Below are 26,252 nucleotides of genomic sequence, written 5' to 3' on the forward strand. Positions count from 1 at the left end.
AGTGGTGAACCGTGTCGTCCTCCTCCGCCGCCTCCGGGATCAGCCCGATAGCAGACGCGGCCCCGCTGTCCCTGTGCGCCCGTGAGCCGTTCGTCCCCGCGGACCGGTTGGTCGCCGAGATGGTGCCGCCGCCGCGCTTCGACTCGGTGCGCTTCGCCACGTACATCCCGGACCCGAACCAGCCCAGCCAGACCGATGCGGTCGGTGTCCTGGAGACCTTCGCCGCCGGACTCGGCGGGGCACACGCGGCCGGTACCGCCAAGCGCGGCTTCCTCGGCTTCGGCAAGGGCAAGGCGGCCAAGACGCCGACGGGCCCCCGTGGCGTCTACCTCGACGGCGGCTACGGCGTCGGCAAGACCCACCTCCTGGCCTCCCTGTGGCACGCGACCCCGGCCGAGCCCTCGCTCAAGGCCTTCGGCACCTTCGTCGAGCTGACGAACCTGGTCGGCGCGCTCGGCTTCCAGCAGACCGTGCAGACGCTGTCGGGCCACCGCCTGCTGTGCATAGACGAGTTCGAGCTGGACGACCCGGGCGACACCGTCCTGGTGTCGACCCTGCTCGGCAGGCTGGTCGACGCGGGCGTCGCGCTCGCCGCCACCTCCAACACGCTGCCCGGCAAGCTCGGCGAGGGCAGGTTCGCGTCCGTCGACTTCCTGCGCGAGATCCAGGGGCTGTCCGCGCACTTCCGCTCACTGCGCATCGACGGCGAGGACTACCGCCACCGCGGCCTGCCCGAAGCCCCGGCGCCGTTCTCCGACGAGCAGGTCACGAAGGCGGCGTACGCGACCGCCGGCGCCTCCCTCGACGACTTCCCGCACCTGCTCGCGCACCTCGCGAAGGTCCACCCCAGCCGCTACGGCGCCCTGACCGACGGCCTCAAGGCGGTCTGCCTCACCGACGTCCAGCCGGTACCGGACCAGTCGACCGCGCTACGGCTCGTCGTCCTCGCGGACCGGCTCTACGACCGTGAAGTGCCGGTCCTGGCCTCGGGCCTGCCCTTCGACCGGCTGTTCAGCGAGGAGATGCTGAACGGCGGCTACCGCAAGAAGTACTTCCGCGCGATCTCCCGCCTCACCGCGCTGGCCCGGGACGCCAAGAGCCTCGTCGAAACCGCTTAGTTCACGCCAGCCGAGGCACGCTTTTCACGCTCTCTTTCATCGGAAACGCTCCGTTAACCCTGCAAACAACTTCACTGGGCTACCGTTCCTCTTGACCAGCCGTTGACCTGGCCTTGGTCTGCACGAGAAGCACGGATCAGCTGGAGGGGGGCGCATGTACCGAGGTGAGACGGCCCGGACCGTCGTGACGCTCCTCACTGCCGTCCTGCTCGCCCTGCCGTTCTTCGCACCCATGGAATCCTTCGCACCCGCGCACACAGCGCGTCATGCGGAGGCCAAGGCCCAGCCCGGGCTCAAGCTCAGCGGCAAGGCCCTGCGCTCCGAGACCATCACGTTCCGCGACTGCGGCGCCTCCGGGACCCCCACCGTCCCGCTGCGGCTGCGCGACCGGTTCCGCAGCGTCGACTGCGGGCCCGAGACACCCGAACGCCCCCTGCTGACGCAGGACCCGGCGGCCATAAGCACACAGGTGGCGCCCGGCGCGGCGCACCATCGCACATCGAGATCCTCAACAGCGCACTCTCCGGCGGCACTTCAGGTCTTCCGCTGCTGAGAGCCGAGCAGGCAGTCAGTTCCCCCACGCACACTGTCATGCAAGCCCGACGCGTCCAGAGGACGCGCCAGGAGGAGTACTCACGCCATGCAGCCCCTCATCGACAACGCCCGTACGTTCGGACAACGCCCTGAGGAGTTCGCCAAACTCGCCGAAGGCCAGTCCCCGCAGGTGCTGTTCATCACCTGCTCCGACTCCAGGGTCGTACCGGCCCTGATCACGGGCGCCCGCCCCGGCCAGCTCTTCGAACTGCGCACCGCCGGCAACATCGTTCCGCCGTACACCTCCCAGCACCCCACGAGCGAGGCGTGCACCATCGAGTACGCCGTGGAAGTCCTCGGCATCTCCGACATCGTGGTCTGCGGCCACTCGCACTGCGGCGCGGTCGGCGCGCTGGTGCGCGGCGACGACCTGACCGCCGTACCGGCCGTGCGCGACTGGCTCACGCACGCGACCCCGAAGCCGGAGGGGACGGTCGACGACCCGGCCGTGTCCGAAGGAGTGCAGAGCCATGTCCTGACGCAGCTGCTGCGGCTGCGCTCGTACCCGTACATCGAGAAGAAGCTGAAGGACCGTCAACTCACCCTGCACGCCTGGTTCTACGAGGTCCACACCGGTGCGGTCCTGGTGCACGACCCCGCCGCCGACGCCTTCAAGTCCCTGTGAGCGCGCCGATGTCGACCAAATTCCCCCATCTGCGGGAGGACTTCGCCGCCTCCCTCGTCGTGTTCCTGGTCGCGCTCCCACTCTGCGTGGGCGTGGCCGTCGCCTCCGGTGTACCGGCCGAACTCGGCCTGGTCACCGGCATCGTGGGCGGGATCGTCACCGGACTCATGCGGGGCAGCAGCCTCCAGGTGTCCGGGCCCGCCGCCGGTCTGACCGTGCTGGTCTTCGAGGCGGTGCGGGAGTACGGACTGCCCGCCCTCGGGGTGATCGTGCTCGCGACCGGCGTGCTCCAAGTCCTCATGGGCATCCTGAAGTTGGGGCGCTACTTCCGGGCCATCTCGGTCTCGGTCGTCGAGGGAATGCTGGCCGGTATCGGACTGGTGCTGATCGCCGGGCAGTTGTACTCGGTGGCGGGGGCGAAGGCCCCCGCCTCGGGGCTGGACAAGATAGCCGAGCTGCCCGGCGCGCTCGTCGACGCCGCCGGGAACACGAAGGCGCTGGCCTCGCTCGCGCTCGGCGCCGCCACCATCGCCGTCCTGGTGCTGTGGAAGCGGCTGCCGGCCAAGGTGCGTACGGTGCCGGGTCCGCTGGCCGCCGTAGGACTGGCGACGCTCGCCGCGCTCGCCTTCGGGCTGCCGGTGGCGACCGTCGAGGTGCAGGGGCTGCTCGGGTCGCTCCAGCCGCCTCCGCTCAGCGAGTTCGGTGAGCTGGCGCAGGTCGGGCTCCTGGGCACAGTGGTCGCGTTCACGCTGATCGCGTCCGCGGAGTCGCTGTTCAGCGCGGCAGCCGTGGACCGGCTGCACTCCGGGCCGCGCACCGAGTACGACAAGGAGCTGGTGGCGCAGGGCGCGGGCAACACGATCTGCGGACTGCTCGGCGCACTGCCGATGACCGCGGTGATCGTGCGCAGCGCGGCGAACGTGCAGGCGGGCGCGCGGACGAAGGCGTCCCGGGTCATGCACGGCGTCTGGCTGCTGCTGTTCGCGGCGCTGCTGCCGGACGTCCTCGCGTACATCCCGATCCCGGCCCTGGCGGGCATCCTGGTGCACGCCGGCGCCAAGCTCATCCCCGTCCGGGAGATCGTGTCGCTGTGGCGCGAGCACCGGGGCGAGGCGCTGATCCTGGTCGTCACGGCGCTGTCGATCGTCGCGGTCAGCATGTTCGAGGGCGTGCTCATCGGGCTCGCGCTGGCCATCGGCAAGACGGCGTGGGAGGCCTCGCACATCAAGCTGGAGGTCGTCGACAAGGGCGCCGGGCCCGTCCAGGCGTATCTGTCGGGCAACGCGACCTTCCTGCGGCTGCCGAAGATCCTCGACAGCCTGGAGGCGCTCCCCCAGGACCGGCCGGTCGAACTGCACCTGTCCGGCCTGCACCACCTGGACCACGCCTGCCGTACGGCCCTGGAGAACTGGGCCGAGCGGCACAGCGCGGCCGGCACCGAGCCGGTGAAGATGACGCCGGTGGAGGCCACGGCGGTGAAGTAGCGGCACCGGTGCCTGCTCCGGGCTGATCGTGGCCCCGGAGCAGGCACCGGGCATACCCTTGCAGGAGCAGACAAAAGGCCTCTCCACTTGGGGGTCAGGATGCTCCAGGAACTGCTGGTGGCGGGCGTGGCGGTAGGTTCCGCGTGCGTGGTCTACGTCGCTGCGGCGGCCCGGGTCGTCAAGCAGTACGAGCGGGGGGTGGTCTTCCGCCTCGGGCGGGTGGTCGGCGAGGTGCGGGGGCCCGGCTTCACCACGGTCGTCCCGTTCGTGGACAAGCTCCGCAAGGTCAACATGCAGATCGTCACGATGCCGGTGCCCGCACAGGAGGGCATCACCCGCGACAACGTCACCGTGCGCGTGGACGCGGTCGTCTACTTCAAGGTCGTCGACGCGGTGGACGCGATCATCAAGGTCGAGGACTACCGCTTCGCCGTCTCGCAGATGGCCCAGACGTCCCTGCGCTCGATCATCGGCAAGAGCGACCTGGACGACCTCCTCTCCAATCGCGAAAAACTCAACCAGGGCCTGGAGTTGATGATCGACAGCCCCTCCGTCGGCTGGGGCGTGCAGATCGACCGCGTCGAGATCAAGGACGTCTCCCTGCCCGAGACGATGAAACGCTCGATGGCCCGCCAGGCCGAGGCCGACCGCGAACGCCGCGCCCGCATCATCAACGCGGACGCCGAACTGCAGGCCTCCAAGAAACTCGCCGAGGCCGCCGAGCAGATGTCCGAACAGCCCGCCGCACTCCAACTCCGCCTGCTGCAAACGGTGGTTGCGGTCGCGGCGGAAAAGAACTCGACACTCGTCCTCCCCTTCCCGGTGGAGCTGCTGCGCTTCCTGGAACGGGCGCAACCGCAACCGCCGCAGCCCCCTCCCCCGCCCGCCGTCGAGCAGTAACATGCCGCCATGCGCCCGAGGTTCGCGATCGTCACCGCGACCTCCCTCCTGGGAACCGCCGCCGGATGCGGGGAGGACGGAGGCGGTTCGTCCGCGCCCGCGCCCGGCACCTCGCAACGGATCGCGGCCACGAGTACGGCACTCACCGAGCGCGGCGCGCGCCCTCGCGACGGGGAGCAGGTGACCCCGCCACCGGCCATCGCGGGCGGCTCGGCGGAACGGTTCTGACGAGACGCGGTACGACACACCCCGACCGGCCGCACCCTCGCCCCGGGCACGCTGACTGGCGGGCCCCGCCCCCGCGCCGCAGGATCGAGGGAGCCGACCGGAAGGGGTGCTCCCATGGCCAAGAAGGGCGCGAAGCGCGAGAACGGCAAGAAGGCCCTCACCGACCTGCTGCGCGTCCCCGCCGGCCGACCGGTCGACCTCTCCTCCTACGACGCGAGGGCCACCCCCGGCGGCCCCGCCGGCAAGGCGGCGGGCCTCAAGGACACCGCCCGGATGGGCGAACACCTCGCCGACCTGCAAGAACGCCTGTGGGCGGCGAGCACCGCCGGTGACGGGCGGCGCCTGCTCCTGGTCCTCCAGGGCATGGACACCAGCGGCAAGGGCGGCACGGTCGAGCACGTCATCGGCCTGTTCAACCCCTCCGGCTGCCGCATCCGAGCCTTCAAGGCACCCACACCGGAGGAGCGGAAGCACGACTTCCTCTGGCGCATCAAACGCGCCCTCCCCGAGCCCGGCGAGGTCGGCATCTTCGACCGTTCCCTCCCCCACTTCTCGACTTCGCTCGAAGCGGGGGGACCCCCATCGAGGACGTCCTCATCGCCCGCGTCCGCGAACTCGCCCCGCACCGCGAGATCAACGACCGCTACGGCCGCATCAACCGCTTCGAGAAGTCCCTGGCCGACGAGGGCGTGACCGTCGTCAAGTGCTTCCTCCACATCTCCTACGACCAGCAGCGCCGCCGCCTGCTGGAACGCCTCGGCAACCCGGACAAGCACTGGAAGTTCAACCCCGGCGACATCGACGAACGCGCCCTGTGGCCCGCCTACCAGCAGGCCTACGAGACCGCCCTCACCCGCTGCTCGACCCCGGAGGCCCCCTGGTACCTGGTCCCCGCCGACCGCAAGTGGTACCGCAACTGGGCGATCAGCCGCCTGCTCCTGGACCATCTGACGGCCCTGGACCCGCGGTATCCCAAGGCGGACTTCGACGTGGAGGAGTGCCGGGAGCGGCTGCTCGACTCCGACTGACGGCCCGTTCCGTGTCGATGGCCGATTAGTAACTTTTATTCACCTATGTTCCTACGGTGATCATTCGAGTACGACGAGTCGCCGCCGCCTGTGCACTCGGCGCCGCGCTCACCGCCTGCGGGGCCCCTTCCGCGCCCCACGCCAGCCGTCCGGCGCCCACCGCGCCCAGCGCCGTGACCTCGCGGCCCCCCACCCTCGCGCCCGGCCCCGCCGGACTCACCCCCGTCTTCAAGAACGGTCCGCGCGGGGACGGCAAGACCGTCGCGCTGACCTTCGACGCCGACATGACCGCCGATCAGGGACCGCGTGCAGCGGCCGGTGAGCACTTCGACAATCCGCAGCTCATCGCGACGCTGCGGGCGCTGAAGGTGCCGGCGACCGTGTTCATGACCGGCCGGTGGGCCGACGAGTATCCGGCCGAGGCCCGCGACATCGGGCGCGACCCGCAGTTCGAGATCGCCAACCATTCGTACAGCCACTACGCCTTCACCGGCGACTGCTACGGCCTGCCGACCGTCTCCCGGGACCGGATGAAGGCCGATGTGGAGCGGGCGTACACCGCCTTCAAGAAGGCGGGCGTGCCGAACGCGATGCCGTACTTCCGCTTCCCCGGCGGGTGTTACGACCGGCAGGCGCTGAAGACCCTGAGCGCGGTCGGTGTCACGGCGGTGCAGTGGGACGTGGTGAGCGGGGACGCCTTCGCGACGGACTCCGATGCCGTGGCCCAGCAGGTGCTGGAGGGTGTGCAGCCCGGGTCGGTCGTCGTCATGCACTGCACCCGCAGCGCCGCCCCGGCGACCGAGAAGGCCGTCCGCATGATCGTGCCCGAGCTGCGGAAGAAGGGGTACCGGTTCGTGAAGGTCTCCGAGCTGATCGGGGCGGCGGACCGGCACCGCTGAGGCGCGCGCACCCCTCTTACGTCACGCACTCCTCTTACGCTGGTCGCATGAGTGACGAGGAATCGGCAGCGGAAACGGCACCGGCGTTCGCGGAGTGTGTGCTGTGCCAGGAGCCGACCGAGTATCCGGAGTCGCACAAGGGGATCACCCTGTGCCCCGTGTGCGAGTGGCAGGAGGCGCAGCGGACCGCCTGTTCAGGATGAGCGGCGGTCGGTGAGGGCGAAGGTCGCGGCGGTCACGGCCGCCGTGACCAGGGCCGCCCCGGCCAGGGGAGCAGCGGGACCGGGGCCGGGGCCGTGCCCGACTGCGAGCCGGTGGCCAGGCCGCTGACCGCCTCCTGCGCCGGGGAAGCGGTCACCACCACCGACAGCAGTGCCGCCAGAGCAGCATCGCGGGCACCGCCCGGCCGGGCGAGCGCAGCAGCGGCCAGTTGGTGAGCGCGCCGACCGCCGTACCGAGCAGGGCGCAGACCAGGACCGCGAGCAGTCCCGCCGTCCCGGCGGCGGGGAGCGGTACCCGGGTGCGGTGATCCGCGCTCGCCGGGTCGCTGATCAGCGTGACGACCGGAGTGGCCGCCGTACCGGACGTCGTAGGGCAAGTGCCGGTGCGTGGGGGCTGGTCGCGCCCACGTGGCGGAGCCGCACGATGTCGCAGCCCCGCGCCCCCGGGTGGGTTCGCTCAGTGGTGTTTCCAAGGACCCGTTCCCCTCCTGGCAGACTGGACGGCGTGACCAGTGATTCCACCGTTCCCGGCGGCGATGTCGACCCCTTCCGCAACGAGCGCACCGTGCGCGACGAGGCTCCGCAGTTCGTGCTGCCCCTGGTCGTGCGGATCGAGCGGGACGCTCCGCCGGCGCGGACGGACGCGTTGGAGACGGCGGCCCGGGCCGTGCTGACCATCCTGAGCGACGACCGGGCCCTCGGTGACGGGGAGTGGGCGCAGGTCATGCGGGACTGGCAGGACGCGCGGATCCGTAAGGTGGTGCGGCGGGCGCGCGGTGCCGAGTGGCGGCGGGCCGAGGCGCTGCCGGGCATCACGGTGACCGGGAAGTCGGCGGAGGTACGGGTCTTCCCGCCCGTTCCGCTCGACGGCTGGCCCAAGGACCTGGCCCGGCTCCAGGTGTCCGGTACCGACCTCGACGACCCCGAACCGCCGGCCGACGCGGACCCGACGGCCCCGGTGCTCTGGCTGAACCCCGACCTCGACATGTCCGCGGGCAAGACGATGGCCCAGACCGGCCACGGCGCCCAACTCGCCTGGTGGGAGCTGTCGGACGAGGAGCGGACCGTCTGGCGACAGGCCGGCTTCCCGCTCTCCGTGCGCACCGCCGCCCCCGCCCAGTGGGCCGAACTCATCAGCAGCGAGCGGCCGTTGGTCCGGGACGCGGGTTTCACGGAGATCGCGCCCGGGCTGACCGTCGCGGTCGAGGGACACCACCGTGTCGGGTCTCTTTGACGTCTGACATCACGCGGTTGCGGGTCGGAGGGCCTCACACGGTCTCAGATCCAGGTGTCGAGCCACATCCTGGCGTGCCAGTCGGCGTAAGGGATCGTCTGCCCTGTGTAGATCGGGAAGAAGTAGATGAAGTTCCAGGCGATGAGCAGGACCAGCGCACCTGCGGACACCGCACCTCGGGTGCGGCGCCGGCGGGTCGCGCCCGGCGGACCCAGCAGGGCTCCCAGCGTCATCGCCACCGCCAGGCACAGGTACGGCACGAAGACGACCGCGTAGAAGGAGAAGATCGTCCGGTCCTGGTACAGGAACCAGGGCAGATAACCGGCAGCCACCGCGCACAGGACGGCGCCGGCGCGCCAGTCGCGGCGCAGCGCCCATCGGTAGAGCAGATACACGAGGGCGCAGCAGGCCGACCACCACAGGAGCGGTGTGCCCAGGGCCAGGATCGCCTGCGAACAGTCGGCCGTCGTGTGGCAGCCGTACGTACCGGGTTTCGGTGACTCGTAGTGGAACAGCACAGGGCGGCCCTGGACCAGCCAACTCCATGGATTCGACTGGTACTTGTGTGGGGTGGCCAGCCCCACGTTGAACCGGTAGACGCCGTACTCGTAGTGCCAGAGGCTGCGCAGCGGGGCCGGGATCCACGACCAGGTGCCGCCGCGGCCGTCCGCCCAGTGCCGTCCGTAGCCGTTGTCGGACATGAACCAGCCGGTCCAGGTCGCCACATACGTCACGACGGCGACCGGCACGAGGGACACCACCGACCAGCCGAGGTCCTTGCGCAGCACCGCCCGGTAGGGCCGACGCGCCCCGGCGACGCGGCGGGAGCCGACGTCCCACAGCAGGGTCAGGACCACGAAGAAGGCGAGGAAGTACAGGCCGTTCCATTTGCTGGAGGCCGCCAGGCCCAGGAAGAACCCGGCGGCGAGCCGCCAGGGCCGCACTCCCGTCCCTGCTCGGTCGCCGGTGTGTCCGTCCGGGCGTATACGGCCGTCCCCCTGGACCGGCAGGGCCGCCGCGAGCCGGGCCCGCGCACTGTCCCGGTCGATGAGCAGGCAGCCGAACGCCGCCAGTACGAAGAACATGACGACGAGGTCGAGCAGGGCGGTGCGGCTCATCACGTAGTGCAGACCGTCCACCGTCATCAGCGCGCCGGCCAGGCAGCCCAGCGCGGTTGAACGGAACAGGCGGCGGCCTATTCGGCACAGCATCAGTACCGACAGCGTGCCGAGAACCGCCGTCATGAAGCGCCAGGCGAAGGGGTCGAGGCCGAACATCCACTCGCCGAGGGCGATCACCCACTTGCCCGTCGGCGGGTGTGCGACGAAGGCTCCGGTGTCGGAGAGCGGGATCACCTGAGGGTCGGCCAGGATCTGCGGGTTGGCGACCTTGCTGTCCGGCCACGTGCTCTCGTAGCCCAGCCGGAGCAGGGCCCAGGCGTCCTTGGCGTAGTACGTCTCGTCGAACACGACGGCCCGCGGGCTGCCCAGCCGCCAGAAGCGCGACAGCCCGGCAACGAGCGTCACCAGCAACGGCCCGCCCCATCCCGACCAGCGCGCCAGCCGGCCCGCTGTCACCGGGGACAGCCCGAGCAGGTGCCACAGCCGCGCGTCGGGCTCGGGAAACGGCACGACCAGGCGGTCCCGTACGGACGTGCGCGGTCGCTCGACGTACCCGAAGCGGCGCAGCCGCCGCTCCCAGGAGATTGCCCGGGACTGCGCCGCCTGCCGAGGGGCGTCGGCCGACGCAGGCTCGTTCTCATGAATCACGTGGTGAGCTTTCAGTTCGTGGAGAGCAGGACAAGCGGGGGTCTTCCGACCGGTGGGCGGGTGGTCGGGCCGGCTCGGTCAGCCCTCACCGACCGGAACTCCTTGAACCCGGCCAAGTGGTGGCCACCCGGGTGGTGGCCGAGGTCCGTGTGGGCAGCGGCGACCCCTCGGCAGTGGAGGCGGGGCGGGCCGTCGACGGCCCCGTGACCGACTCCGCAGAGGTGACGGGGCGGGGTTGAGGACCGTTCGGCCCGCTCTGAGCGGACAAGCTCGCCAGGAGCGTCAGTCCGACTCCGAGCCCGGCGATGGTCAGCACGGATCCGGTGGCCATCCAGAACGTCCGGGCCCGCTGCCGGGCACGGATGCCGGCTCGCAGGCGGATCTGGTGCCGCTCCTCGTAGGGTGTGTCTTCGTCGCTGTCACGCAGCATGCGTGCCAGCCCCTGCTCGAAGTGGTCCATGGCTCCTTCTTCACTCCACCGACTCGACTGCCTCGGCCAGAAGCCGCCGCAACCGTGCGACGCCGCGCGCCGTGAGCGAACGGGCGGTACCCACCGGACACCCCAGCGCCTTCGCGACGTGCTGCTCGGGCAGGTCCTGGTAGTAGCGCAGCACCACCGCGGCCCGCTGCCGCGCCGGCAGCAACGCCAACATGGCCTCCAACCGGGTCCGTTCATCGACGGCAGCGGTCTCGTCTCCCACCTTGGGCGGGTCGGGCAGCTGGTCGACGGGGTGCTCGCCCCACCAGCGACGCCGTGCCGAGCGAGCCGCGGCACGGACCAGAACCCTGCGCACATAGGCCTCGGGCGCCTGCTCGGCCACCTTCGGCCACGCAAACCACAGCTTGACCAGCGCCTCCTGCAGCAGGTCCTCCGCCCGGTGCCGGTCGCCGCCGGTGAGCAGCTTCGCCAGATGAAACAACGCCGACCACCGAGCCGCCACGAACCGGTCGAACTCGTCGGCCCGCAACCGCTCCATCAGCGTCGACCCCTTACCTCCCAGCCGGCGACGCCGGCCTCGGACCGCAGCGTCGCGGGGCAGCACAGCGTCATCGACCCCGGTACGCCCCGCACGACCGCGGACACACCCCCACGCCTATAACAAAGACAGTGGCCCCTACCCCGCTATGCACTCCCGCTGTGTGCCGTGCATCACATTCACCTTTCCGCCGGCCTGGTCCGCTCCCATCTCCACTGCGTCCGAACTGCCATCCGGTCGTCCTGAAGAGCCGCCCTTGTGCCGTGCGTGATCCCGGGTCTGCGCCAGGCCCGGCGACCGTCATGGCGCAGCAACCGGCGCCGGAGCGACGAGGCCGAGGCAGCGCGACCGAGGCGCCCGCGCCGACCGCCCCGGAAGACATACGGCCGTGTCGGCGACCTGCCCGGCCGAGGCGACGACCGGTCGGGGCGACGGCCCGTCAGGGCGACACGATCATCGAACCCTTCGGCGCCAGGCACGTCGTCCCGCTCTCGGCACCGAGCGCGTCATGACGGTCTCGGCACCGAACACGTACCTGGCGCGCCACGCCGCCCGTCACCCCGCGGGTTCACACTCAACTCGGCGCAGCTGCCGCCTCCTTGCCCTCGGGTGCCTCCGTCGCCGCGCAGGATCCGGCGTCGCGGCGGTCCAGACGGCTCGGCACCGGAACCGTCATGACCGTGGCGACCACGGCAATCACGGCAATCACGGCAATCACGGCGACCATGTCGACCAGGACGAGCGCGATGAACAGTTCCTCACCGACGACGCCGGCCGACAAGCCGATGTTGAGCGCGATCAGCCGGATGGGGCCACAGGCGTTCATCAGGTCGCCGCCCCGGACGGCCACGGGCCGGGTTCGCCCCGCAGGCGGACGGCGGCCCAGCATCCGCCGGCACCACCGGGATGGCAGGAATCCGACAGATGACCCGAGCAACTGCCGCTCCCGGAGCAGAGATTGGCCTCGGCGACGACTTCACGACCGGCTGTCGACGGCCCGGGGTCCGACCGAAGCGGGCCGGGTCCACGGGATCAGAGCCGGCACTCGGGCGCGGTAGGCCTCGTAGGACGCACCGAACCGGTCGGCCATCAGGCCGTCTTCTATCCGGATCCGGCGCAGCAGCCAGGGGACGGCGACGGCCAGGAACACGGTCCAGACGCCGAAGCCGCAGGCCAGCATTCCGCCGAAGACCAGGCCGAGAAGACCGGTGTAGATGGGGTGCCGCACTATTCGGTACGGGCCCTCGGTGCGCAGTTCGTGGTGTTCGTGGACCAGCGGGATGCTGGCCCACATGACGCCCAGCACCCACCGGGCCCAGAGCAGCAGAGCCGTGGAGGCGGCGGCGATCAGGGCGCCGAGGAGGGCGAGTTCGGGCTGCCAGTACCGGAGGTGGTGCCAGAAGGAGTCCGGGGTGTGTCTGATGAGCAGGGAGAACGCGTAGGCGCCCGCGATCAGGAGAAGTCGCCGGGGCAGGGTGCGGCGCAGGCCGCGTGCCCAGCCGGCGAGGCCTGCCCCGCTCTTCACGCCGAAGTACACCGCGCCCGCGATCCACGCCACGACGAAGATCGCGACACAGACGCCGGTGACCGCCACGAGTGCGGAATGTAGTGAACCCATGGCACAAGGCTGCGCTCCGACCTGCGTCGTTCACCACCACCCACGGGCTGATTCAGCGGCTCCACCCTCGGGTGGAGATTCCGTCACAGGTCCGTCACCCTCGGTCGAGGTGACGTAGATCACGACGGATCGGGGCATCGGTCGGCAGGTGCCGCAGCGTCCCCCTCCTGAAAGTCCGAATGGGGGGACAGAGCATGCGCCGTGGCTACAAGTGGGTCGAACGCGAGCTGGCCCGGATGGACCCGGACACCGACTGGGAGCGCATGATCTCGCTCTACGTCGGCCACCGCGTCCCCGAGTTCGCGCTGGCGATGATGGTCTATCCGGGCACGATGCGCATGATGCAGCCGGGCTTCGGAGCCGCCACCCTGGCCCACACCGCGAAGCTGGAGAAGCGGCCCCGGCGGCGTTTCGAGGACGGCAACACGTTCCTGATGGCGTGGATGGTGGACGGGCTGTCCAGCCCGGCGGGCCGGGGCGCCGCCGAGCGGCTGAACCGCATCCACCTGTCCATCGCCCGCGCGACCCCACAGCTGCCCGGCAACTTCGACGACGTCGACGACTTCGTCTATCCCCTGGTTCTGCTGGCCACGTTCGCCGACCGTCTCCAGACCTCGCTGGGGCTGCCCGGTACGAGCGAGAGCATGAAGGTCGCCTGGCATCGCTGGGCACAGACCCTCTTCCGGCTTCTGGAGCGCGAGTCCGGGCCGCTGGCCGACGAGGCGTTCCCCGAGGACTGGGACGCGATGACCGAGTTCGCCGTGAAGTTCGAGGCGCGGCCGTACGAGGAAACGGAGTCCGGTCATCGGGTGGCGACCGCGATGATGGAGTTCTTCGCCGAGCGCTGGTTCCCCGTCCCCTTACGGGCGTTCGGCAGAGACCTGACCCGGTATCTCGCCGGCGAGCGGGTCTGTCGGCTGCACCGGATCGGCACGCTCACCCCGCGCCGTGAGCGTGCCGTCCGCCTGTTCCTGAAGTCCGCGTTCCTCGCCCAACGCCTTCTGCCCGACTACCGCAGACCGCTGCCCGAGCGCCTGCGGCAGACCCGCCGCCGTACCGGCCCGGCGCTCAACTCCCCAGCATCTTGAGGGTCCTTCGGTGCCACACCAGCGGACTCCGCTCGTCGTCGGACCTCATGGCCAGCACGCGCAGCACGATGATGTCGTGGTCGCCGGCCGGATAGCTGTGCTCGACGGTGCACTCCAGCCACACCGGCGCGCCGTCGAGGAAGATCGCACCGGACTCCGCCTCCACCGTGCGCAGGTCGGCGAACCGGGATTCCTTGCTGCGGGACGCGAGTTGGCGGGCCTTGTCGCCGTGGGCCTCGCCCAGGACGGAGATCCCGATCGCCCGCGCGCGGGACAGCACCGGCCAGGTCGTCGAGGTGTGCTGCGCGGCGAAGGAGACCATGGGCGGGTTGTGGGAGACGCCGACCGCGAACGACGAGACGATCATGACGGTCGGGTCGCCGTGGACGCGCGCGGAGAGGGCCGCGACCCCCGCCGGGAACCCGGAGAACGCCCTCGTCATCTCCCCGGGATCGGAGGTGACGCCCGCCAGATTGCGCAGGCCTTCCAGGCCTTCCAGGCCTTCCGTTCCCTCCGGCGCCGTCATGGTGAGACCCCCGTCTGCGTCAGGCTTCATCAGGTGACTCCTGTGGGTAGCTGTGGCGCGGCGGGCACCACAGGGCGCCCGCTCCCGGAAGGCTCGGTGCGCAGGAGTGCCGACGCGAGAAGGCACAGCATCCCGACCGCCGCGAGCCCGCCGAGCGTGATCGCGTAGCCGTGAGCGGCCAGCAGTACGGCACAGACCGCGCTGCCCAGTACCGCACCGAGTTGCTTCATCGCGTTGAAGGTTCCGGAGGCCGCCCCGACCTCGTCCGCACCGACCGAGGTCACCGCCGCGATCGAAAGGGGCGACCAGACAAAGGAGTTGGCCACCCCGTACAGCGCGAACGTGGCGGTCAGCGCGGCGATCGGGGCGTCGGTCGCGACGAGCACCGCCGATGTGCCGATGGACAGAACGAGCGCGCCCGAGCCGATGACGGCGACCGCGCGGGACCCGATTCCGTTGTTGAGCCGGGCCGACACCGGCGCCCCCAACAGGCAGACCACGCCCATCGGTACGAGGGTGAGGGCCGCCGCGCCCGCGTCGAGACCGCGCTCCCGCTGGAGGTACAGCATCAGCGGGATCATGGCCGACCCGGAGCAGAAAGCGGCGGCCGCACCCGCCCAGGCCGCGACGACGAACCCACGGCTGCGCAGCAACTCGACCGGCACGAGGGCGCGTTGACCGTCCCGGCGCTGCAGCCAGACCACAGCCACCACAACCAGCACGCCCACCCCGGCGAGCAACCACCTTGGCACGCCCAGCACTTCCGCGCTTGCGCCGTCCGTGCCCTGGATACCGATCACCAGGGCACCCGCACCGCTGGCGTTCGCGCAGATCGCCCACACCGGGATGCGCGCCGACTGCCGTGGGAGGACCGGCACGAACACCGCTACGGCGACCATCGCGGCGACGCCGACCGGCACGTTGACCCAGAACACCGCGGGCCAACCCCCGGCCGCCACAAGGAAACCTCCCAGCAGCGGCCCGACAGCCACCGCCGCTCCGCCGACCGCGCCCCACACCCCGAGCGCGACGGCGAGTCGCGGCGGCCGGAACAACGCCTTGATGAGGGTCAGGCACTGCGGGGTCATCAACGCGGCGCCGATGCCCTGCGCCACCCGCCAGGCGACAAGTGCCGTGATGGTGGAGGCAGTTGCGCACAGCAGCGACCCGAGCGTGAACGCGGCCAGCCCGACCAGATGGACGCGTCGATGGCCGTAGCGGTCGCCGAGCCGTCCCGCGACGACCAACGGCACCGCGTACGCGACGAGGTAACCGCTGTTGACCCACATCGCGGCCGTCTCACTCGCCTGCAACCCGCTGATCAGTGACGGCAGCGCGACCGAGGTGATCGTGCTGTCCAGCAGCAGCATGAAGAACCCGGTGCACAGACTGCCGAGCGCGAACCAGTCGCGCCGCGCACCGACACTCGTACCGACTGCCGGCATCTCAAACTGCCAGGTTCTCGCGGAGGGTTGAGCCGGGGTAGGCCGGTGCGAGCGCGCCGCGGCGGCGCAGTTCGGGCAGCAGCAGTTCACTGATCGCGGCGAAGCCTGCGGGCATGGCCAGCGGGCTGGAGAACATGAAGCCGCCGCGTGCTCCGGTGGCGGCGAAGTTCTCCTCCAGTGCGTCGGCCACGGCGGCCGGATCGCCGACGAGGCTGTGGTCCAGGCCCGTCGCCCGCCCCCTGCCGTGCGCGAAGAACTCGCTGCGGCTCATGGTGCGGTCCGCGCCGAACTCCGCGACGAGCGAGCCGACCAGCCCCGCCGGACTCGCGTTGGCAGCCGCCAACTCGTCGCGCAGCTCGCCGAGTTTGAAGGAGTCCGGGAGCGTGGAGAAGTCGTAGCCGGCGTTGTGCGAGAGGTAGGTGGCGACCGCCTCCTCGTTCCAGAACTCGTGCACCGCCTCGCAGCGCGCCAGCGCCTCGGCCTTCGTGCGGCCGACGATCACCTGGGTGGCCCAGAGGATGCCCACGTGTTCCGGGTCGCGCCCCTCGGCGAGCAACGCCTCGTCGAGCAGCTTGCGATGGCGCTGCTGGCTCGCCAGATGTCCGCCGAAGCCGAAGACGAGGTCGGCGAACCGGGCCGAAGCGGCAATGCCCCGGGGCGAGTTGCCCGCCTGGACGATGAGCGGATGGTACTGCGGGCCGGGTACGGAGGCGAGGGGCCCCTTGACGGTGAAGAACCGCCCCTCGTGGTCGATGGGGTGAACCTTCGCGGGGTCGGCGAACCGGCCCGTGCTCCGGTCGCGGACGATGGCGTCCGGCGCGACGGAGTCCCACAACGCCCGGCAGACGTCGACGAATTCCTCCATGCGCTCGTAGCGCAGGTCGTGGTCCATCAGCTCGGCGAACCCGTAGTTGGCCGCGTCGGCGCCGCGGGTGGAGGCGACCACGTTGAAGGCGATACGGCCGCCGGTCACATGGTCGAGCGAGTTCAACAGGCGGGCGACGTAGAAGGGATGCATGAACGTCGAGGAGTACGTCAGCCCGAAGCCGACCTTCTCCGTCACCGTGGACATCGCGGCGATGACCGGTGCCATGTCGTGGCGCGGCCACTGGATGCCCCACTCCACGGCCGGTGCGATGCTGCCGCGCCAGGTGCTGGGGATGCCGCTGCCGTCGCCGAAGAACAGCAGGCCCACGCCCGCGCGTTCGGCGGTCTGCGCGAGTTCCATGAACATCCGGACGTCGGGGAAGTCCCGCCCGATCCAGGAGCCCTGGCGGGCCCAGGCACCTTCGGTGTGGGTGAAGGAGAGGTCGTAGCCGATGTGCATTCCGGTCATCGTGCGGCCTTCTTCCACAGCTCGACGACCTCGTCGGCGTCGCTCAACACGGCTACGTTCAGGCCGAGTTGGAACAGGGCGGCGGCGTTGACGTGGTGGTCGTAGGCGGTCGTGGTGTCCTGGGGCACGACGACGGGCCAGTCGAGCTGGACGGCGTCCTGGGCGGTCGCGTAGACGCAGCACTCGCTCGTCAGGCCGACGACGGTGAGCCAGTCACAGCCGGACGCCCGCAGCCGGGCGTCGAGATCGGTGCCGAGGAAGCCGCTGTAGCCGCGCTTGACCACCCTCAACTCCCCTTCCCCAGGCTCCATTCGGAACCACTCGGCACCGGGCGTCCCGATCCGGCACGGCTCGTCGGGGCTCATGGGTGCGTCGTAGTCGCCCTCGCGCAACCAGTTGCTCGACCGCCACGGCCGTTCCGGGTCGCTGCCCAACTCGACCCAGACGACGGGCACTTCGGCGGCGCGTGCGGCGTCGACGAGTTCGGCGATACGGGTGACCGTCCGGTCCAGTGCGGCGAGCGCCTCGTCCGTCAGGCCGTACGCCCCGAGCCGGTCCGGGTCGGCGAAGTCCCGTTGCACGTCGACCACGACGAGCGCGGGCCTGCTGAACGACCCGGCGAGTTGGGCGAGTTGTCTGTCGCGCAGGTCGGACATCAGGCCGCCACCTCGTCGCGGGCGCGCAGCGCGGGCAGCACGGTGTCGCCGAACAGCAGCATGTCCTCGTCGTACTCGGGGAAGATCAGCATGAGTCCGTCGAGGTCTGCCTCCCGCACGATGTACTCGATGTGCTCGGTGACCGTACGGGCGCTGCCGGCGACGTACGGCGTCTGGAAGGCGGCCTCCCCGTTGGCACCGGCGGCCCAGGCGCGGGCCTGGTCCTCGGGCACGCCCCAGGTGTGCCGCATATGGGCGAGGGCTTCGCGGTCGACGCCGACGCCCCACTCCTTCACCTTCTTGACGGCCAGTTCGTCGGTGTCGTCCTGGACGACGGTGAGCATCGAATAGGTCTTGCAGACACGGCCGTTGGCCTTCGCACGGGCGTGCACGTCGGCGGAGAGCGACCGCATGTCGTCGAGGCTGTCGGCGGCGAGGAAGGCGCCGTCGGCGTACTTGGCCTGGAAGCGGCGGGCGTCCTCGGAGCGGCCCGCGCTGATGAGGGTCGGCCGGGTCGCCGGATGCGGACGGGACTCGCAGTCGACGAGGTCGAAGTACGGGGTACGCATGGTGACCGAGTCCTCGGTCCACAGCCGGGTGACGGCCTCCGTCCAGAGTTCCGTCATCCGGTAGCGGTCCGCGTGGCTCAACTCCGGGTCCCAGTCGCCGAATTGCTCGAACTCCCCCGCGTACGAGCCGTTGACGATGTTCATCCCGGCCCGGCCGCCGGAGATGTCCTGGAGGGTGGTGAGCATCTTCGCCGCGATCGCGGGGTTGTGGATGTTGGCGTGCAGGGTGGCCCAGATCCTGACCCGGCTGGTCGCCTCGGCGAGCGCCGCCATCATCGTCATCGACTCCAGCGAGCGGCCCCAGTGGTCCGTACTCCCGCCGAAACCACGCCACTTGGCCATCGACATCACGAAGTCGAGGCCGATGTTCTCCGCGTGCAGGGCGGCACGCCTGTTGTACGCGTAGGTCGCCTCGGGATGCGGTGCGGTGGTGGACAGCATCCAGCCGCCGTTCCCGATGGGAAGGAAGATTCCGTACTCTTTCGCGGGCACGTCATGGGCCTTTCTGCGGCTCTTTCAGGGGTGTTTCCACGGTTCTACGACCGCTACGGCGCGGGCCAGACCAGCTTGTCGCCGCTGTAGATGTCCTTGACGAACGAGGTGTCGAACCACGCCTGGGCCTTGGCGGCGGTCACACTGCTCGGCACGATCTTGAACTGATTGAGCATGGCGACGAGTTGGGTGACGTTGTCGGTGTCGATGCCGCCGAGCGGCTGTCCGGGCGTCGGGTTCTCCTTGACGACCTGTGTCTCGGTCTTCCAGATCGTCGCGTTGAGCTTCTTGTCGTAGGTCGGGCCGGACAACTTGGCGGCGTAGCCGACGCATTCGGTGATGTGCGCCTCGCTGGAGGAGCAGTACGCGTACGCGTGCAGGGCGGCCCGCAGGATGTCCTCGACGGCGTGCGGGTGGGCCTTGGCGAACGCCGGGTTGACCGCCATCGCGCCGATGGAGCTGGGGATCTTGTAGTCGACCGGCTTCCACACGGTGACGTCCTTGCCGGCCGCCTTGAGCTGGTTGGGCTCGTTCGAGATGAACCCGGTGAGCGCTTCGAGGCCGCCCTGTTTGCGGGGCAGTACGGAGGGGTCGTAGCCCTCCTTGACCAGCTTGAGCGAGTCCCACTTGACGCCGGCCTTGACCAGCATCGCCTCGACGGCGGCGGGGACGTAGCCCTTGTGTCCGACGACCTTGCCGTCGAGCTGGGTCAGGTCGGTGATGTCCTTGTTGGTCATCAGGATGTCGAGCCCGGCGTTCGAGTACGAGGAGATGCCCTTGATGTCGATGCCGTTGGCCTGCGCCTGGATCAGGTCCTGCTCGGAGATCGCGGACACGGTGGCCTGTCCGCCGGCGAGCAGCTTGGTGTTCTGCGCGGTGTCTCCGCTGCCGGGCTTGAGGTCGACGGTGAGGCAGAGGTCCTTGAAATAGCCCAACTTGGCGGCGGCGATGTATTCGAGGATCGAGACGGAGGACTGGAACTGGTACCCGGAGAGATACGTGATCTTCCCGGCGGCCTTGTTCTCGGCACAACGCTTAGCGGATATCGCGGAACCGGCGGCACCGGCGGAGGTGCTGTCGCCGCCCGAGCCGGAGCCGCATCCGGCGACGCCGAGCGTCAGCACGGTGGCGATGAGAGCGGATCTGGTGAGGCGATGACGGGACATGGGTGTGACTCCAAACTGGCGTAAACGCCGGGAAGTTAATGAACACAGGCCCAGATGGGCGCGCCCCAAGGGGCGCGGGGAACTGCGCGACCAGCCCCCATCGGGCCAGCAGACAACAACCGTTCTGCCTGGCTCAGTTCGTGCTGTCGTGCCAATGCAGCACACGCCGCTCAACAACAGTCACGGCAAGCAGCAACAGCACGCCCATCACCGCAAGGACGAGAATCGAGGCATAGACAACAGGGAGTTGATTCATCGAGGAGGCCACACTGATCGCCGTCCCCAGACCCCCCGTGGATCCGGACGCCGACATCTCGGCGACAACCGCCCCGATGATCGACAGCGGAAAGACGATCCGCAGCGCGGCAAAGAGATACGGCAGCGCATTCGGAACACGCACATGCCACAACAGCTCGACCCGGCTCGCGTCCATCGTCCGATAGACCTGCAACACCTGCTGAGGAACGGACCTCAACCCCGTAGCCGTGTTGATGAGGATCGGAAAGAAACAGATCAGCCCGGTGATGATCAGCTTGGGCATCGGCCCGAACCCGAAGGCGACGACCAGGGCCGGAGCGACCGCCACCAGCGGCGTGACGTTGAGGACGACCGCCACCGGCATCACCGCCCGCCGCACCAGCGGGAGTTCACTGGTCAGCACGGCGAGGACGAACGCCCCGACGAAGCCCATCCCCAGCCCGGCCGTCGCCTCACCGAGCGTGACAAGGGCGTTGTGGACGTAGTAGCCGAAATTGCCGGAGAGCGAACTGCCGACGTCGGACAACGGCGGTAGCAGATAGGGAAGTTGCTCGGCCCCCCACTGCCAGAGCCCGGCGAGGATCGCCAGCATCACGACGAGGGGCAGCCAGACGGCCGGACGGATCCAGCCGATCCGGGACTTCGGGTGCTTGAGACTGAAGCGGGAGGGTTCTACGGGCGGTGGTGTCTCGGCCGCAGGAGCGGTCGTACGTTCGTCGGCCACGGTCATGTCGTTCACGCCCCCACTCACGCCGCTTCGCTGTGCCAGGCGCGCCGCAGCCGCTCTCTCACCAGGTCCTCGTACTCGTGGAACCGCCGTTCTCCGAAGAGCCGTTCACCGCGCGGGCGGGGCAGGTCGACGTCGATGCTCTCGACGATGCGGCCGGGGTTCGGCGCCATGACCACGACGGTGTCGGAGAGCCGTACGGCCTCGGAAACGGAGTGGGTGACGAACAGGACGGTGGTCCGCAACTCCTCCCAGAGGTCGAGGAGTTGGTCCTGAAGGCTTTCGCGGGTGAACTCGTCGAGCGCCGAGAAGGGTTCGTCCATCACGAGCACGTCGGGCTGCAGGCCGAACGCCCGGACGATCGCGGCGCGTTGGCGCATCCCACCGGAGAGCTGGGCCGGGAGCTTGTGCAGGGCGTCGCCGAGCCCCGCCTTGACGAGGAGTTCCTTCATGTCGGGGGCCGTTCGGCGTTCGGCGAAATCGGCGATGCGCTCCCGGCGCCCGGCCGCCCCCCGGTTGATCTTCTGGGGCAGCGTGACGTTCCGCAGGACGGAGAGCCAGGGCAGCAGCGCGGGGCTCTGCGGGACGAGCCCGATCAGCTTGGCCGCGCAGGCCTGGGCCGGCGTCACACCGTGCACCGACACCTCGCCGTCATCGGGCTGTTCGAGTCCCGCGACGAGCCGCAGCAGCGTCGACTTCCCGCAGCCGCTGGGGCCGATGAGACTGACGAAACGGCCCGACGGCACCGTCAGGTGGACGTCGTCGAGGGCCGTGGTCGCGGCCGGTCCGAACCCGTAGACCCGTCGCACCGACCGCAGTTCGAGTGCTGGCGTACCAGTCACCTTCACGCTCCCATCCATGTCGCGGGCACGAGTGCCCGATCCTGGAAGTCGGAGAGCGTGCGTAGCGAGTGCGACTGACTGCCACGCGGAAATCCGCTTAGGTGCCCCCGACCGTAGGAAGATTGTGTTTCGGTACGGCGCAGTTGACTGTTACGGGCGTTTTACGTCTGGCCGCGACAATGGCCGCAGCGGGGCGACCGCGCTGCCGTCGTACACGTGGATCTCGATCCCGAGGTCTCCCGCCGCGCGCGCCACCCAGCCGCCGAGGGCTTGCACGATCAGCTCGCTGACCAGCAGAATCGCACGCTCGGCGGTGGGTACGGACTCGCGCAGCCAGAGCAGCTTGAACATGTCCGCCATGACCTTGTTGCGGTAGGCGGGCTTGTAGGCGCCCTGGTTGCCGACGAGTTGGACGAGGACGCGGCAGGCGGGGTCGATTCCCTCGACCTCGACGCGGCTTCCGTCGGGCAGCATCAGCGGCTTCGGGCGCAGCGGGGTGCCGAGCAGATCGCCGAGCGCGAGCAGCATGCGGCGTTCGACGGAGCCCTCGGCGAAGCGGCTCCACTCGGTGGGGGCGTCAAGGACGGTCAGGTGCACCCGCCGCATCCTAGAAAGTGTCCGTTTCCCCCGTGTTGCTTAGGGTGGACCACCATGAGAGCCGGCGGAGCGACAAGGACCCCTGACGAGGGTGCGGGCACGACACGACTCGACGGCCGGGTCGAGCGGGGCAACCGCACCCGGCGGCTGGTCCTGCGCCGTACCGTCGACATCGCCTCCGTCGAGGGTCTGGAGGCGCTGTCCGTCGGCCGGTTGGCGTCCGAGTTGCGGCTCAGCAAGAGCGGGGTGTTCGCGCTCTTCGGCTCCAAGGAGGAGTTGCAGCTGGCCACCGTCCGCGAGGCCGCCCGCATCTACACCGAGAAGGTCATCGGGCCCGCCGTCGAACTCCCTTCCGGGGTCGGCAGGTTGTGGCGGCTGTGCGAGCTGTGGCTGGAGTACTCGCGGGGACGGGTCTTTCCGGGCGGCTGCTTCTTCTACGAGGTCGTCGCCGAGTTCGACGCCCGGCCCGGGCCGGTGCACGACGCGGTGGTCGGGGCGCAGCGGGACTGGACGGCCTTCGTGGAGGGGACGATCGCCGGGGCGCGGGACGCGGGCGAGCTGCGGGCCGACACCGACATACCCCAACTCGCTTTCGAACTGGTCGCGTTGATGGAGACGGCCAACGTGGTCTCCGTACTGCACGACGAGGAGACCGCCTACCGCCGGGCGCGCGTCGGCATAGCGGCGCGACTGCGGGGAGCGGCCACGGATCCATCGCGGATCCCGCAAGTCCCTTAGCTCTCATGGCACTTCAGTTCCCTCAGTTCCTTCAGTCCTTGTGCCACTTCGGCCGAAAACAAGTAGCACGATCGTTCGCACAGTTTTAGCGTCAGTCCCATGACTGCCACCGGAACGGACATCGTCGAGCTCGACCGGATCGCCGTGTACGAGGCCCTGCGCGTGGTTGAGTTGGCGCAGGAGGAGGACTGGGAGCGGGACACCCCGTGCGCGGGGTGGGACCTGCGGCGGCTCGTGGCGCACATGGCCGCACAGCATCACGGGTTCGCGGCCGCCGCGCACGGCGCGGGCCGGGACAGGGCGTACTGGCGGGAGCCGGAGGACATGCGCGAGCCGGCCAGGACCCACCGCACGGCGGCGACGGCCGTGCTCGCCGCGTTCGCCGAACCCGGCGCCACCGAGCGGGAGTTCGCCCTGCCGGAGCTGGGCATGAGCTTCCCCGGCCGGACCGCGATCGGCTTCCACTTCGTCGACTACGTCGTCCACGCCTGGGACGTCGCCGCCACGCTCGGCACCGCACTGGACCTGTCGGACGACGTCCTGGACATCGCGCTGGTGGTGGCCCGGCGGGTGCCCACCGACCCGGCCGGGCGCGGCCCGGGGTTCGCCTTCGCGCCGGCGCTCGGCGTACCGCCGGACGCCGGTCCGCTCGACGAGGCGCTACGGCTGCTGGGCCGGACGCCGGAGCACTGGCCCGTCAAGAGCCGCTGAACCCACCTCCTTTACCTGCCCTTTGAGCAAACCTGCCCTCCCTTTGAACAAAGCGAGCTGCCCGCGCGTACCTCCAGGCACTGGCCACGCGTCAACTTCTCCAACGACCAGTTGGTTTCCCCGGGAGGCTCCCTTGCGTCGTATCAACGGCACGACCGTGCTCATCGCGGCTATCTTCGCCACCACCGGCGCACTCGTCTTCCCCGTGTGGTCGTACGCCGACCGCGCGGGCACCGGTCAGGCGAACGTGGCGGCCGGCACGGTCAATACGCAGTGGGGGCCGCTGACGGCCGCCGACCGGGATCTGATCGTGCGGGTGCGGCTGGCCGGGCTGTGGGAGCTGCCGGCCGGGCAGCAGGCGGTCGAGCGGGCGCCCAGCCAGGCGATCAAGGAGGCCGGTGACCATCTCATCGTCGGCCACACCGACCTCGACAAGCGGGTGCGGATCATCGCGGCCCAGCTCAATGTCGCGCTGCCGAACGTGCCGAACGAGCAACAGCAGGGCTGGCTGCGGGAGATGAGCGCGGCGACCGGCGCGGAGTACGAGTACAAGTTCGCCAACCTGCTGCGCTCCGCGCACGGCAAGATCTTCCCGGCCATCGGCGCCGTACGGAACACCACCCGCAACACCCTCGTGCGACAACTGGCCTCGGACGCCAACCAGACCGTGCTCGACCACATCACGGTGCTGGAGAAGACCGGGCGGGTCGACTTCGACGCCATCGCCAACGGGATCGCGAACGCCTCCACCGCCAGCCCGACCGGTCCCGCCGCGCCCGTACCCGGTCAGGTGGTGCCCTCGGCACCGGCCGCCGTGGCCAGCCCGAACATCGGGACCACCTCACGGCCGTCCCCGGGCGCGCCGGGCACGGTCAACACCGGGCGACCGGATCCGGTCGACTCGAACGGCGTGCTGGGCTGACCGGTCAGGACCCGCCCCGAACCTCAAATGTTGCTCTGAAGGTGACACGGCCGGGGTTCGGGGCCGGGCCCGGGGGCGATACCTCCGTCACACCGAACAGCGGTCTTGTGGAGTGGATGGATTTCGGCGAGGACATCGAGAACGGGGACGGGCGATGGAACGACTGGGGACGGGCATCGGATGGCGGCCGGAGATAGCGGACGCCGTGGAACACCTGCCGGGCATCGAGTGGGTCGAGGCCGTGGCCGAGAACCTCTGCCCCGGCCACCTCCCGGACTCGCTGCTACGGCTGCGCGAGCGCGGTGTGACCGTGATCCCGCACGGCGTCTCCCTGGGCCTCGGCGGCGCCGACCGGCCCGACGGGGACCGGCTGACGGCCCTCGCCGAGCGGGCCGAGGCCCTCGGCTCACCGCTGGTCACCGAGCACATCGCGTTCGTCCGCGCGGGCGGCCCGCTGACCGCCTCCCCGCTCCTCGAAGCCGGCCACCTGCTGCCCGTGCCGCGCACCCGGGACGCCCTCGACGTGCTCTGCGAGAACATCCGCATCGCCCAGGACGCGCTGCCGGTGCCGCTCGCGGTCGAGAACATCGCCGCACTGCTCGCCTGGCCGGGCGAGGAGATGAGCGAGGGCCAGTTCCTGTACGAACTGGCCGACCGCACCGGCGTGCGCCTCCTCATCGACGTGGCCAATCTGCACACCAACCACGTCAACCGCGGCGAGGACCCGGCCAAGGCCCTCGCCGAACTCCCCGTCGAGGCCATCGCCTACGTCCATGTCGCGGGCGGCGTCGAACGCGACGGCGTCTGGCACGACAGCCACGCCCACCCCGTCCCCGCCCCGGTCCTCGACATCCTCACCGACCTGGCGTCCCGCGTCTCCCCGCCGGGGGTGCTGCTGGAGCGCGACGACAACTTCCCCGAAGCGGCCGAACTGGAGCGGGAGTTGACGTCGATTCGCGGGGCGCTGGACAGGGGTCGGGGGCGGGGGCAGGCACATGTCGTGGCTCCGACAACCGCACCGCGGGCCTCCGCACCGCAGGCCCTCGCCCCCGCCCCCACGCCCACCCGCCAGCGTCTCGCCCTCGCCCAGACCGCCCTGCTCTCCGCGCTGGTCGCCGGGACCCCGGTGCCCGAAGGGTTCGACCGGGTGCGGCTCGGGGTGCAGGCGCGGGCGCTCGGGGCGAAGCGGGCCGACGTGGTGGCGAAGGTGGCTCCCGAACTGCCGGAGATCCTCGGGGAGGCGTACCGGCCGGCCTTCCTCGCGTACGCGCACACGCACCCCATGACCGGCGGCTACCGGCGGGACGCGCTGGACTTCGCCGGGCAGCTGCTGCTCTCGGGCGGACCCGAGAACGCCGAGGTCAGGCGGGAGTTGCGGGCCTGGTGGCTGGAGCGCTCGGGGCCGGTCCCGCGTTCGACGCGGCCCGCGGTCCGGCTCGCACGTGCCACCCGGCGGGTGCTGCTGCGCCGCTGACGGGTCGCGG

The 26,252-nt window shown here is 70.2% G+C and carries 28 protein-coding genes and 2 pseudogenes; 15 read left to right on the top strand and 15 right to left on the bottom strand.

The genetic code is table 11. The annotated features are described in order from the left end of the window. The first annotated feature begins 11 nt into the window (after positions 1-11). The 9 genes and pseudogenes from zapE (at position 12) to ACWDEW_RS17160 (ending at position 7,079) form a co-directional block, all read left to right on the top strand. Positions 12-1,118 (top strand): cell division protein ZapE, encoded by a 1,107-nt coding sequence (gene zapE / locus ACWDEW_RS17120; RefSeq protein ID WP_450513663.1) that lies wholly within the window; start codon positions 12-14, stop codon positions 1,116-1,118. 154 nt (positions 1,119-1,272) lie between these two features. Continuing rightward, complete coding sequence (locus ACWDEW_RS17125) at positions 1,273-1,671, top strand: hypothetical protein (RefSeq protein WP_450513664.1); 399 nt, start codon at positions 1,273-1,275, stop codon at positions 1,669-1,671. 87 nt (positions 1,672-1,758) lie between these two features. Continuing rightward, positions 1,759-2,337 carry a carbonic anhydrase gene (locus ACWDEW_RS17130; RefSeq protein ID WP_450513666.1) on the top strand — a complete coding sequence of 193 codons (579 nt, stop codon included), beginning with the start codon at positions 1,759-1,761 and terminating at the stop codon, positions 2,335-2,337. A gap of 8 nt (positions 2,338-2,345) precedes the next feature. Continuing rightward, positions 2,346-3,821, top strand: coding sequence for a SulP family inorganic anion transporter (locus ACWDEW_RS17135; protein ID WP_450513667.1), 1,476 nt, complete (start codon positions 2,346-2,348; stop codon positions 3,819-3,821). 99 nt (positions 3,822-3,920) lie between these two features. Then, the gene (locus tag ACWDEW_RS17140; protein WP_450513669.1) at positions 3,921-4,721 is read left to right on the top strand and encodes a slipin family protein; all 801 of its coding nucleotides are present in this window, start codon (positions 3,921-3,923) and stop codon (positions 4,719-4,721) included. A 9-nt stretch (positions 4,722-4,730) separates the two neighbouring features. Next, positions 4,731-4,949 carry a hypothetical protein gene (locus ACWDEW_RS17145; protein WP_450513671.1) on the top strand — a complete coding sequence of 73 codons (219 nt, stop codon included), beginning with the start codon at positions 4,731-4,733 and terminating at the stop codon, positions 4,947-4,949. Positions 4,950-5,063: 114 nt separating this feature from the next. Next, positions 5,064-5,977: pseudogene (locus ACWDEW_RS17150) on the top strand (PPK2 family polyphosphate kinase). A 56-nt stretch (positions 5,978-6,033) separates the two neighbouring features. Continuing rightward, entirely contained in the window at positions 6,034-6,876 is an 843-nt protein-coding gene (locus ACWDEW_RS17155) for a polysaccharide deacetylase family protein (RefSeq protein WP_450513673.1), read from the top strand. A 47-nt stretch (positions 6,877-6,923) separates the two neighbouring features. After that, positions 6,924-7,079 carry a hypothetical protein gene (locus ACWDEW_RS17160; protein ID WP_450513675.1) on the top strand — a complete coding sequence of 52 codons (156 nt, stop codon included), beginning with the start codon at positions 6,924-6,926 and terminating at the stop codon, positions 7,077-7,079. Here ACWDEW_RS17160 and ACWDEW_RS17165 read toward each other — a convergent pair. After that, positions 7,071-7,458 (bottom strand): annotated as a pseudogene (locus ACWDEW_RS17165) (ABC transporter); the annotation flags it as partial. The gene ACWDEW_RS17160 and the pseudogene ACWDEW_RS17165 sit on opposite strands and share 9 nt — an antisense overlap. A 144-nt stretch (positions 7,459-7,602) precedes the next feature. Between ACWDEW_RS17165 and ACWDEW_RS17170 the strand changes: the two are divergent. Further along, positions 7,603-8,331 carry a peptidyl-tRNA hydrolase gene (locus ACWDEW_RS17170; RefSeq protein ID WP_450513676.1) on the top strand — a complete coding sequence of 243 codons (729 nt, stop codon included), beginning with the start codon at positions 7,603-7,605 and terminating at the stop codon, positions 8,329-8,331. Between the two features lie 44 nt (positions 8,332-8,375). Here the strand turns inward: ACWDEW_RS17170 and ACWDEW_RS17175 are convergent, their stop codons facing one another. The 5 genes from ACWDEW_RS17175 to ACWDEW_RS17195 all read right to left on the bottom strand — a co-directional run bounded on the left by ACWDEW_RS17175 (position 8,376) and on the right by ACWDEW_RS17195 (position 12,695). Further along, on the bottom strand, positions 8,376-10,100 hold the full coding sequence (locus tag ACWDEW_RS17175) for a dolichyl-phosphate-mannose--protein mannosyltransferase (RefSeq protein WP_450513678.1): 1,725 nt from the start codon (positions 10,098-10,100) through the stop codon (positions 8,376-8,378). Between the two features lie 85 nt (positions 10,101-10,185). Continuing rightward, entirely contained in the window at positions 10,186-10,560 is a 375-nt protein-coding gene (locus tag ACWDEW_RS17180; protein ID WP_450513680.1) for a hypothetical protein, read from the bottom strand. Positions 10,561-10,570: 10 nt separating this feature from the next. Then, positions 10,571-11,077 carry a SigE family RNA polymerase sigma factor gene (locus ACWDEW_RS17185; RefSeq protein WP_450513682.1) on the bottom strand — a complete coding sequence of 169 codons (507 nt, stop codon included), beginning with the start codon at positions 11,075-11,077 and terminating at the stop codon, positions 10,571-10,573. Positions 11,078-11,651: 574 nt separating this feature from the next. After that, entirely contained in the window at positions 11,652-11,927 is a 276-nt protein-coding gene (locus ACWDEW_RS17190) for a hypothetical protein (RefSeq protein ID WP_450513684.1), read from the bottom strand. 126 nt (positions 11,928-12,053) lie between these two features. Continuing rightward, on the bottom strand, positions 12,054-12,695 hold the full coding sequence (locus tag ACWDEW_RS17195) for a methyltransferase family protein (RefSeq protein ID WP_450513686.1): 642 nt from the start codon (positions 12,693-12,695) through the stop codon (positions 12,054-12,056). Positions 12,696-12,889: 194 nt separating this feature from the next. On the opposite strand from ACWDEW_RS17195, the gene ACWDEW_RS17200 reads away from it, so the two are divergent. Beyond that, the gene (locus tag ACWDEW_RS17200; RefSeq protein WP_450513688.1) at positions 12,890-13,783 is read left to right on the top strand and encodes a DUF2236 domain-containing protein; all 894 of its coding nucleotides are present in this window, start codon (positions 12,890-12,892) and stop codon (positions 13,781-13,783) included. Here ACWDEW_RS17200 and ACWDEW_RS17205 read toward each other — a convergent pair. From ACWDEW_RS17205 to ACWDEW_RS17245, 9 genes are all read right to left on the bottom strand, one after another. After that, entirely contained in the window at positions 13,764-14,339 is a 576-nt protein-coding gene (locus ACWDEW_RS17205) for a flavin reductase family protein (protein ID WP_450513690.1), read from the bottom strand. The genes ACWDEW_RS17200 and ACWDEW_RS17205 overlap by 20 nt on opposite strands. Then, positions 14,339-15,754: an MFS transporter gene (locus ACWDEW_RS17210; RefSeq protein ID WP_450513692.1), complete on the bottom strand. Its 1,416-nt coding sequence runs from the start codon at positions 15,752-15,754 to the stop codon at positions 14,339-14,341. The genes ACWDEW_RS17205 and ACWDEW_RS17210 overlap by 1 nt, the downstream gene beginning before the upstream one ends. A 1-nt stretch (position 15,755) precedes the next feature. Beyond that, positions 15,756-17,090 (bottom strand): NtaA/DmoA family FMN-dependent monooxygenase, encoded by a 1,335-nt coding sequence (locus tag ACWDEW_RS17215; protein WP_450513693.1) that lies wholly within the window; start codon positions 17,088-17,090, stop codon positions 15,756-15,758. Continuing rightward, positions 17,087-17,746 carry a cysteine hydrolase family protein gene (locus ACWDEW_RS17220; RefSeq protein ID WP_450513695.1) on the bottom strand — a complete coding sequence of 220 codons (660 nt, stop codon included), beginning with the start codon at positions 17,744-17,746 and terminating at the stop codon, positions 17,087-17,089. Before ACWDEW_RS17220 ends, ACWDEW_RS17215 begins: the two co-directional genes overlap by 4 nt. Then, on the bottom strand, positions 17,746-18,807 hold the full coding sequence (locus ACWDEW_RS17225) for an LLM class flavin-dependent oxidoreductase (RefSeq protein WP_450513697.1): 1,062 nt from the start codon (positions 18,805-18,807) through the stop codon (positions 17,746-17,748). The genes ACWDEW_RS17220 and ACWDEW_RS17225 overlap by 1 nt, the downstream gene beginning before the upstream one ends. Before the next feature lie 53 nt (positions 18,808-18,860). Continuing rightward, on the bottom strand, positions 18,861-19,973 hold the full coding sequence (locus tag ACWDEW_RS17230; RefSeq protein ID WP_450513699.1) for an ABC transporter substrate-binding protein: 1,113 nt from the start codon (positions 19,971-19,973) through the stop codon (positions 18,861-18,863). Positions 19,974-20,106: 133 nt separating this feature from the next. Next, a complete protein-coding gene (locus ACWDEW_RS17235) occupies positions 20,107-20,961 on the bottom strand; it encodes an ABC transporter permease (RefSeq protein WP_450513793.1) in 855 nt (284 codons plus the stop codon). A gap of 17 nt (positions 20,962-20,978) precedes the next feature. Beyond that, a complete protein-coding gene (locus ACWDEW_RS17240; protein ID WP_450513701.1) occupies positions 20,979-21,800 on the bottom strand; it encodes an ABC transporter ATP-binding protein in 822 nt (273 codons plus the stop codon). A gap of 150 nt (positions 21,801-21,950) precedes the next feature. Further along, positions 21,951-22,406 carry a hypothetical protein gene (locus ACWDEW_RS17245; RefSeq protein WP_093629731.1) on the bottom strand — a complete coding sequence of 152 codons (456 nt, stop codon included), beginning with the start codon at positions 22,404-22,406 and terminating at the stop codon, positions 21,951-21,953. 45 nt (positions 22,407-22,451) lie between these two features. Here ACWDEW_RS17245 and ACWDEW_RS17250 point away from each other — a divergent pair, with 45 nt between their 5' ends. The 4 genes from ACWDEW_RS17250 to ACWDEW_RS17265 all read left to right on the top strand — a co-directional run bounded on the left by ACWDEW_RS17250 (position 22,452) and on the right by ACWDEW_RS17265 (position 26,242). Further along, complete coding sequence (locus ACWDEW_RS17250; protein ID WP_450513703.1) at positions 22,452-23,135, top strand: TetR/AcrR family transcriptional regulator; 684 nt, start codon at positions 22,452-22,454, stop codon at positions 23,133-23,135. 99 nt (positions 23,136-23,234) lie between these two features. After that, positions 23,235-23,846, top strand: coding sequence for a TIGR03086 family metal-binding protein (locus ACWDEW_RS17255; RefSeq protein WP_450513705.1), 612 nt, complete (start codon positions 23,235-23,237; stop codon positions 23,844-23,846). Between the two features lie 133 nt (positions 23,847-23,979). Continuing rightward, positions 23,980-24,768 carry a DUF4142 domain-containing protein gene (locus ACWDEW_RS17260; protein ID WP_362979408.1) on the top strand — a complete coding sequence of 263 codons (789 nt, stop codon included), beginning with the start codon at positions 23,980-23,982 and terminating at the stop codon, positions 24,766-24,768. A 154-nt stretch (positions 24,769-24,922) separates the two neighbouring features. Beyond that, on the top strand, positions 24,923-26,242 hold the full coding sequence (locus ACWDEW_RS17265) for a DUF692 domain-containing protein (protein WP_450513707.1): 1,320 nt from the start codon (positions 24,923-24,925) through the stop codon (positions 26,240-26,242). Positions 26,243-26,252: the final 10 nt, after the last annotated feature.

The organism is Streptomyces sp. NPDC001100, assembly GCF_053598575.1.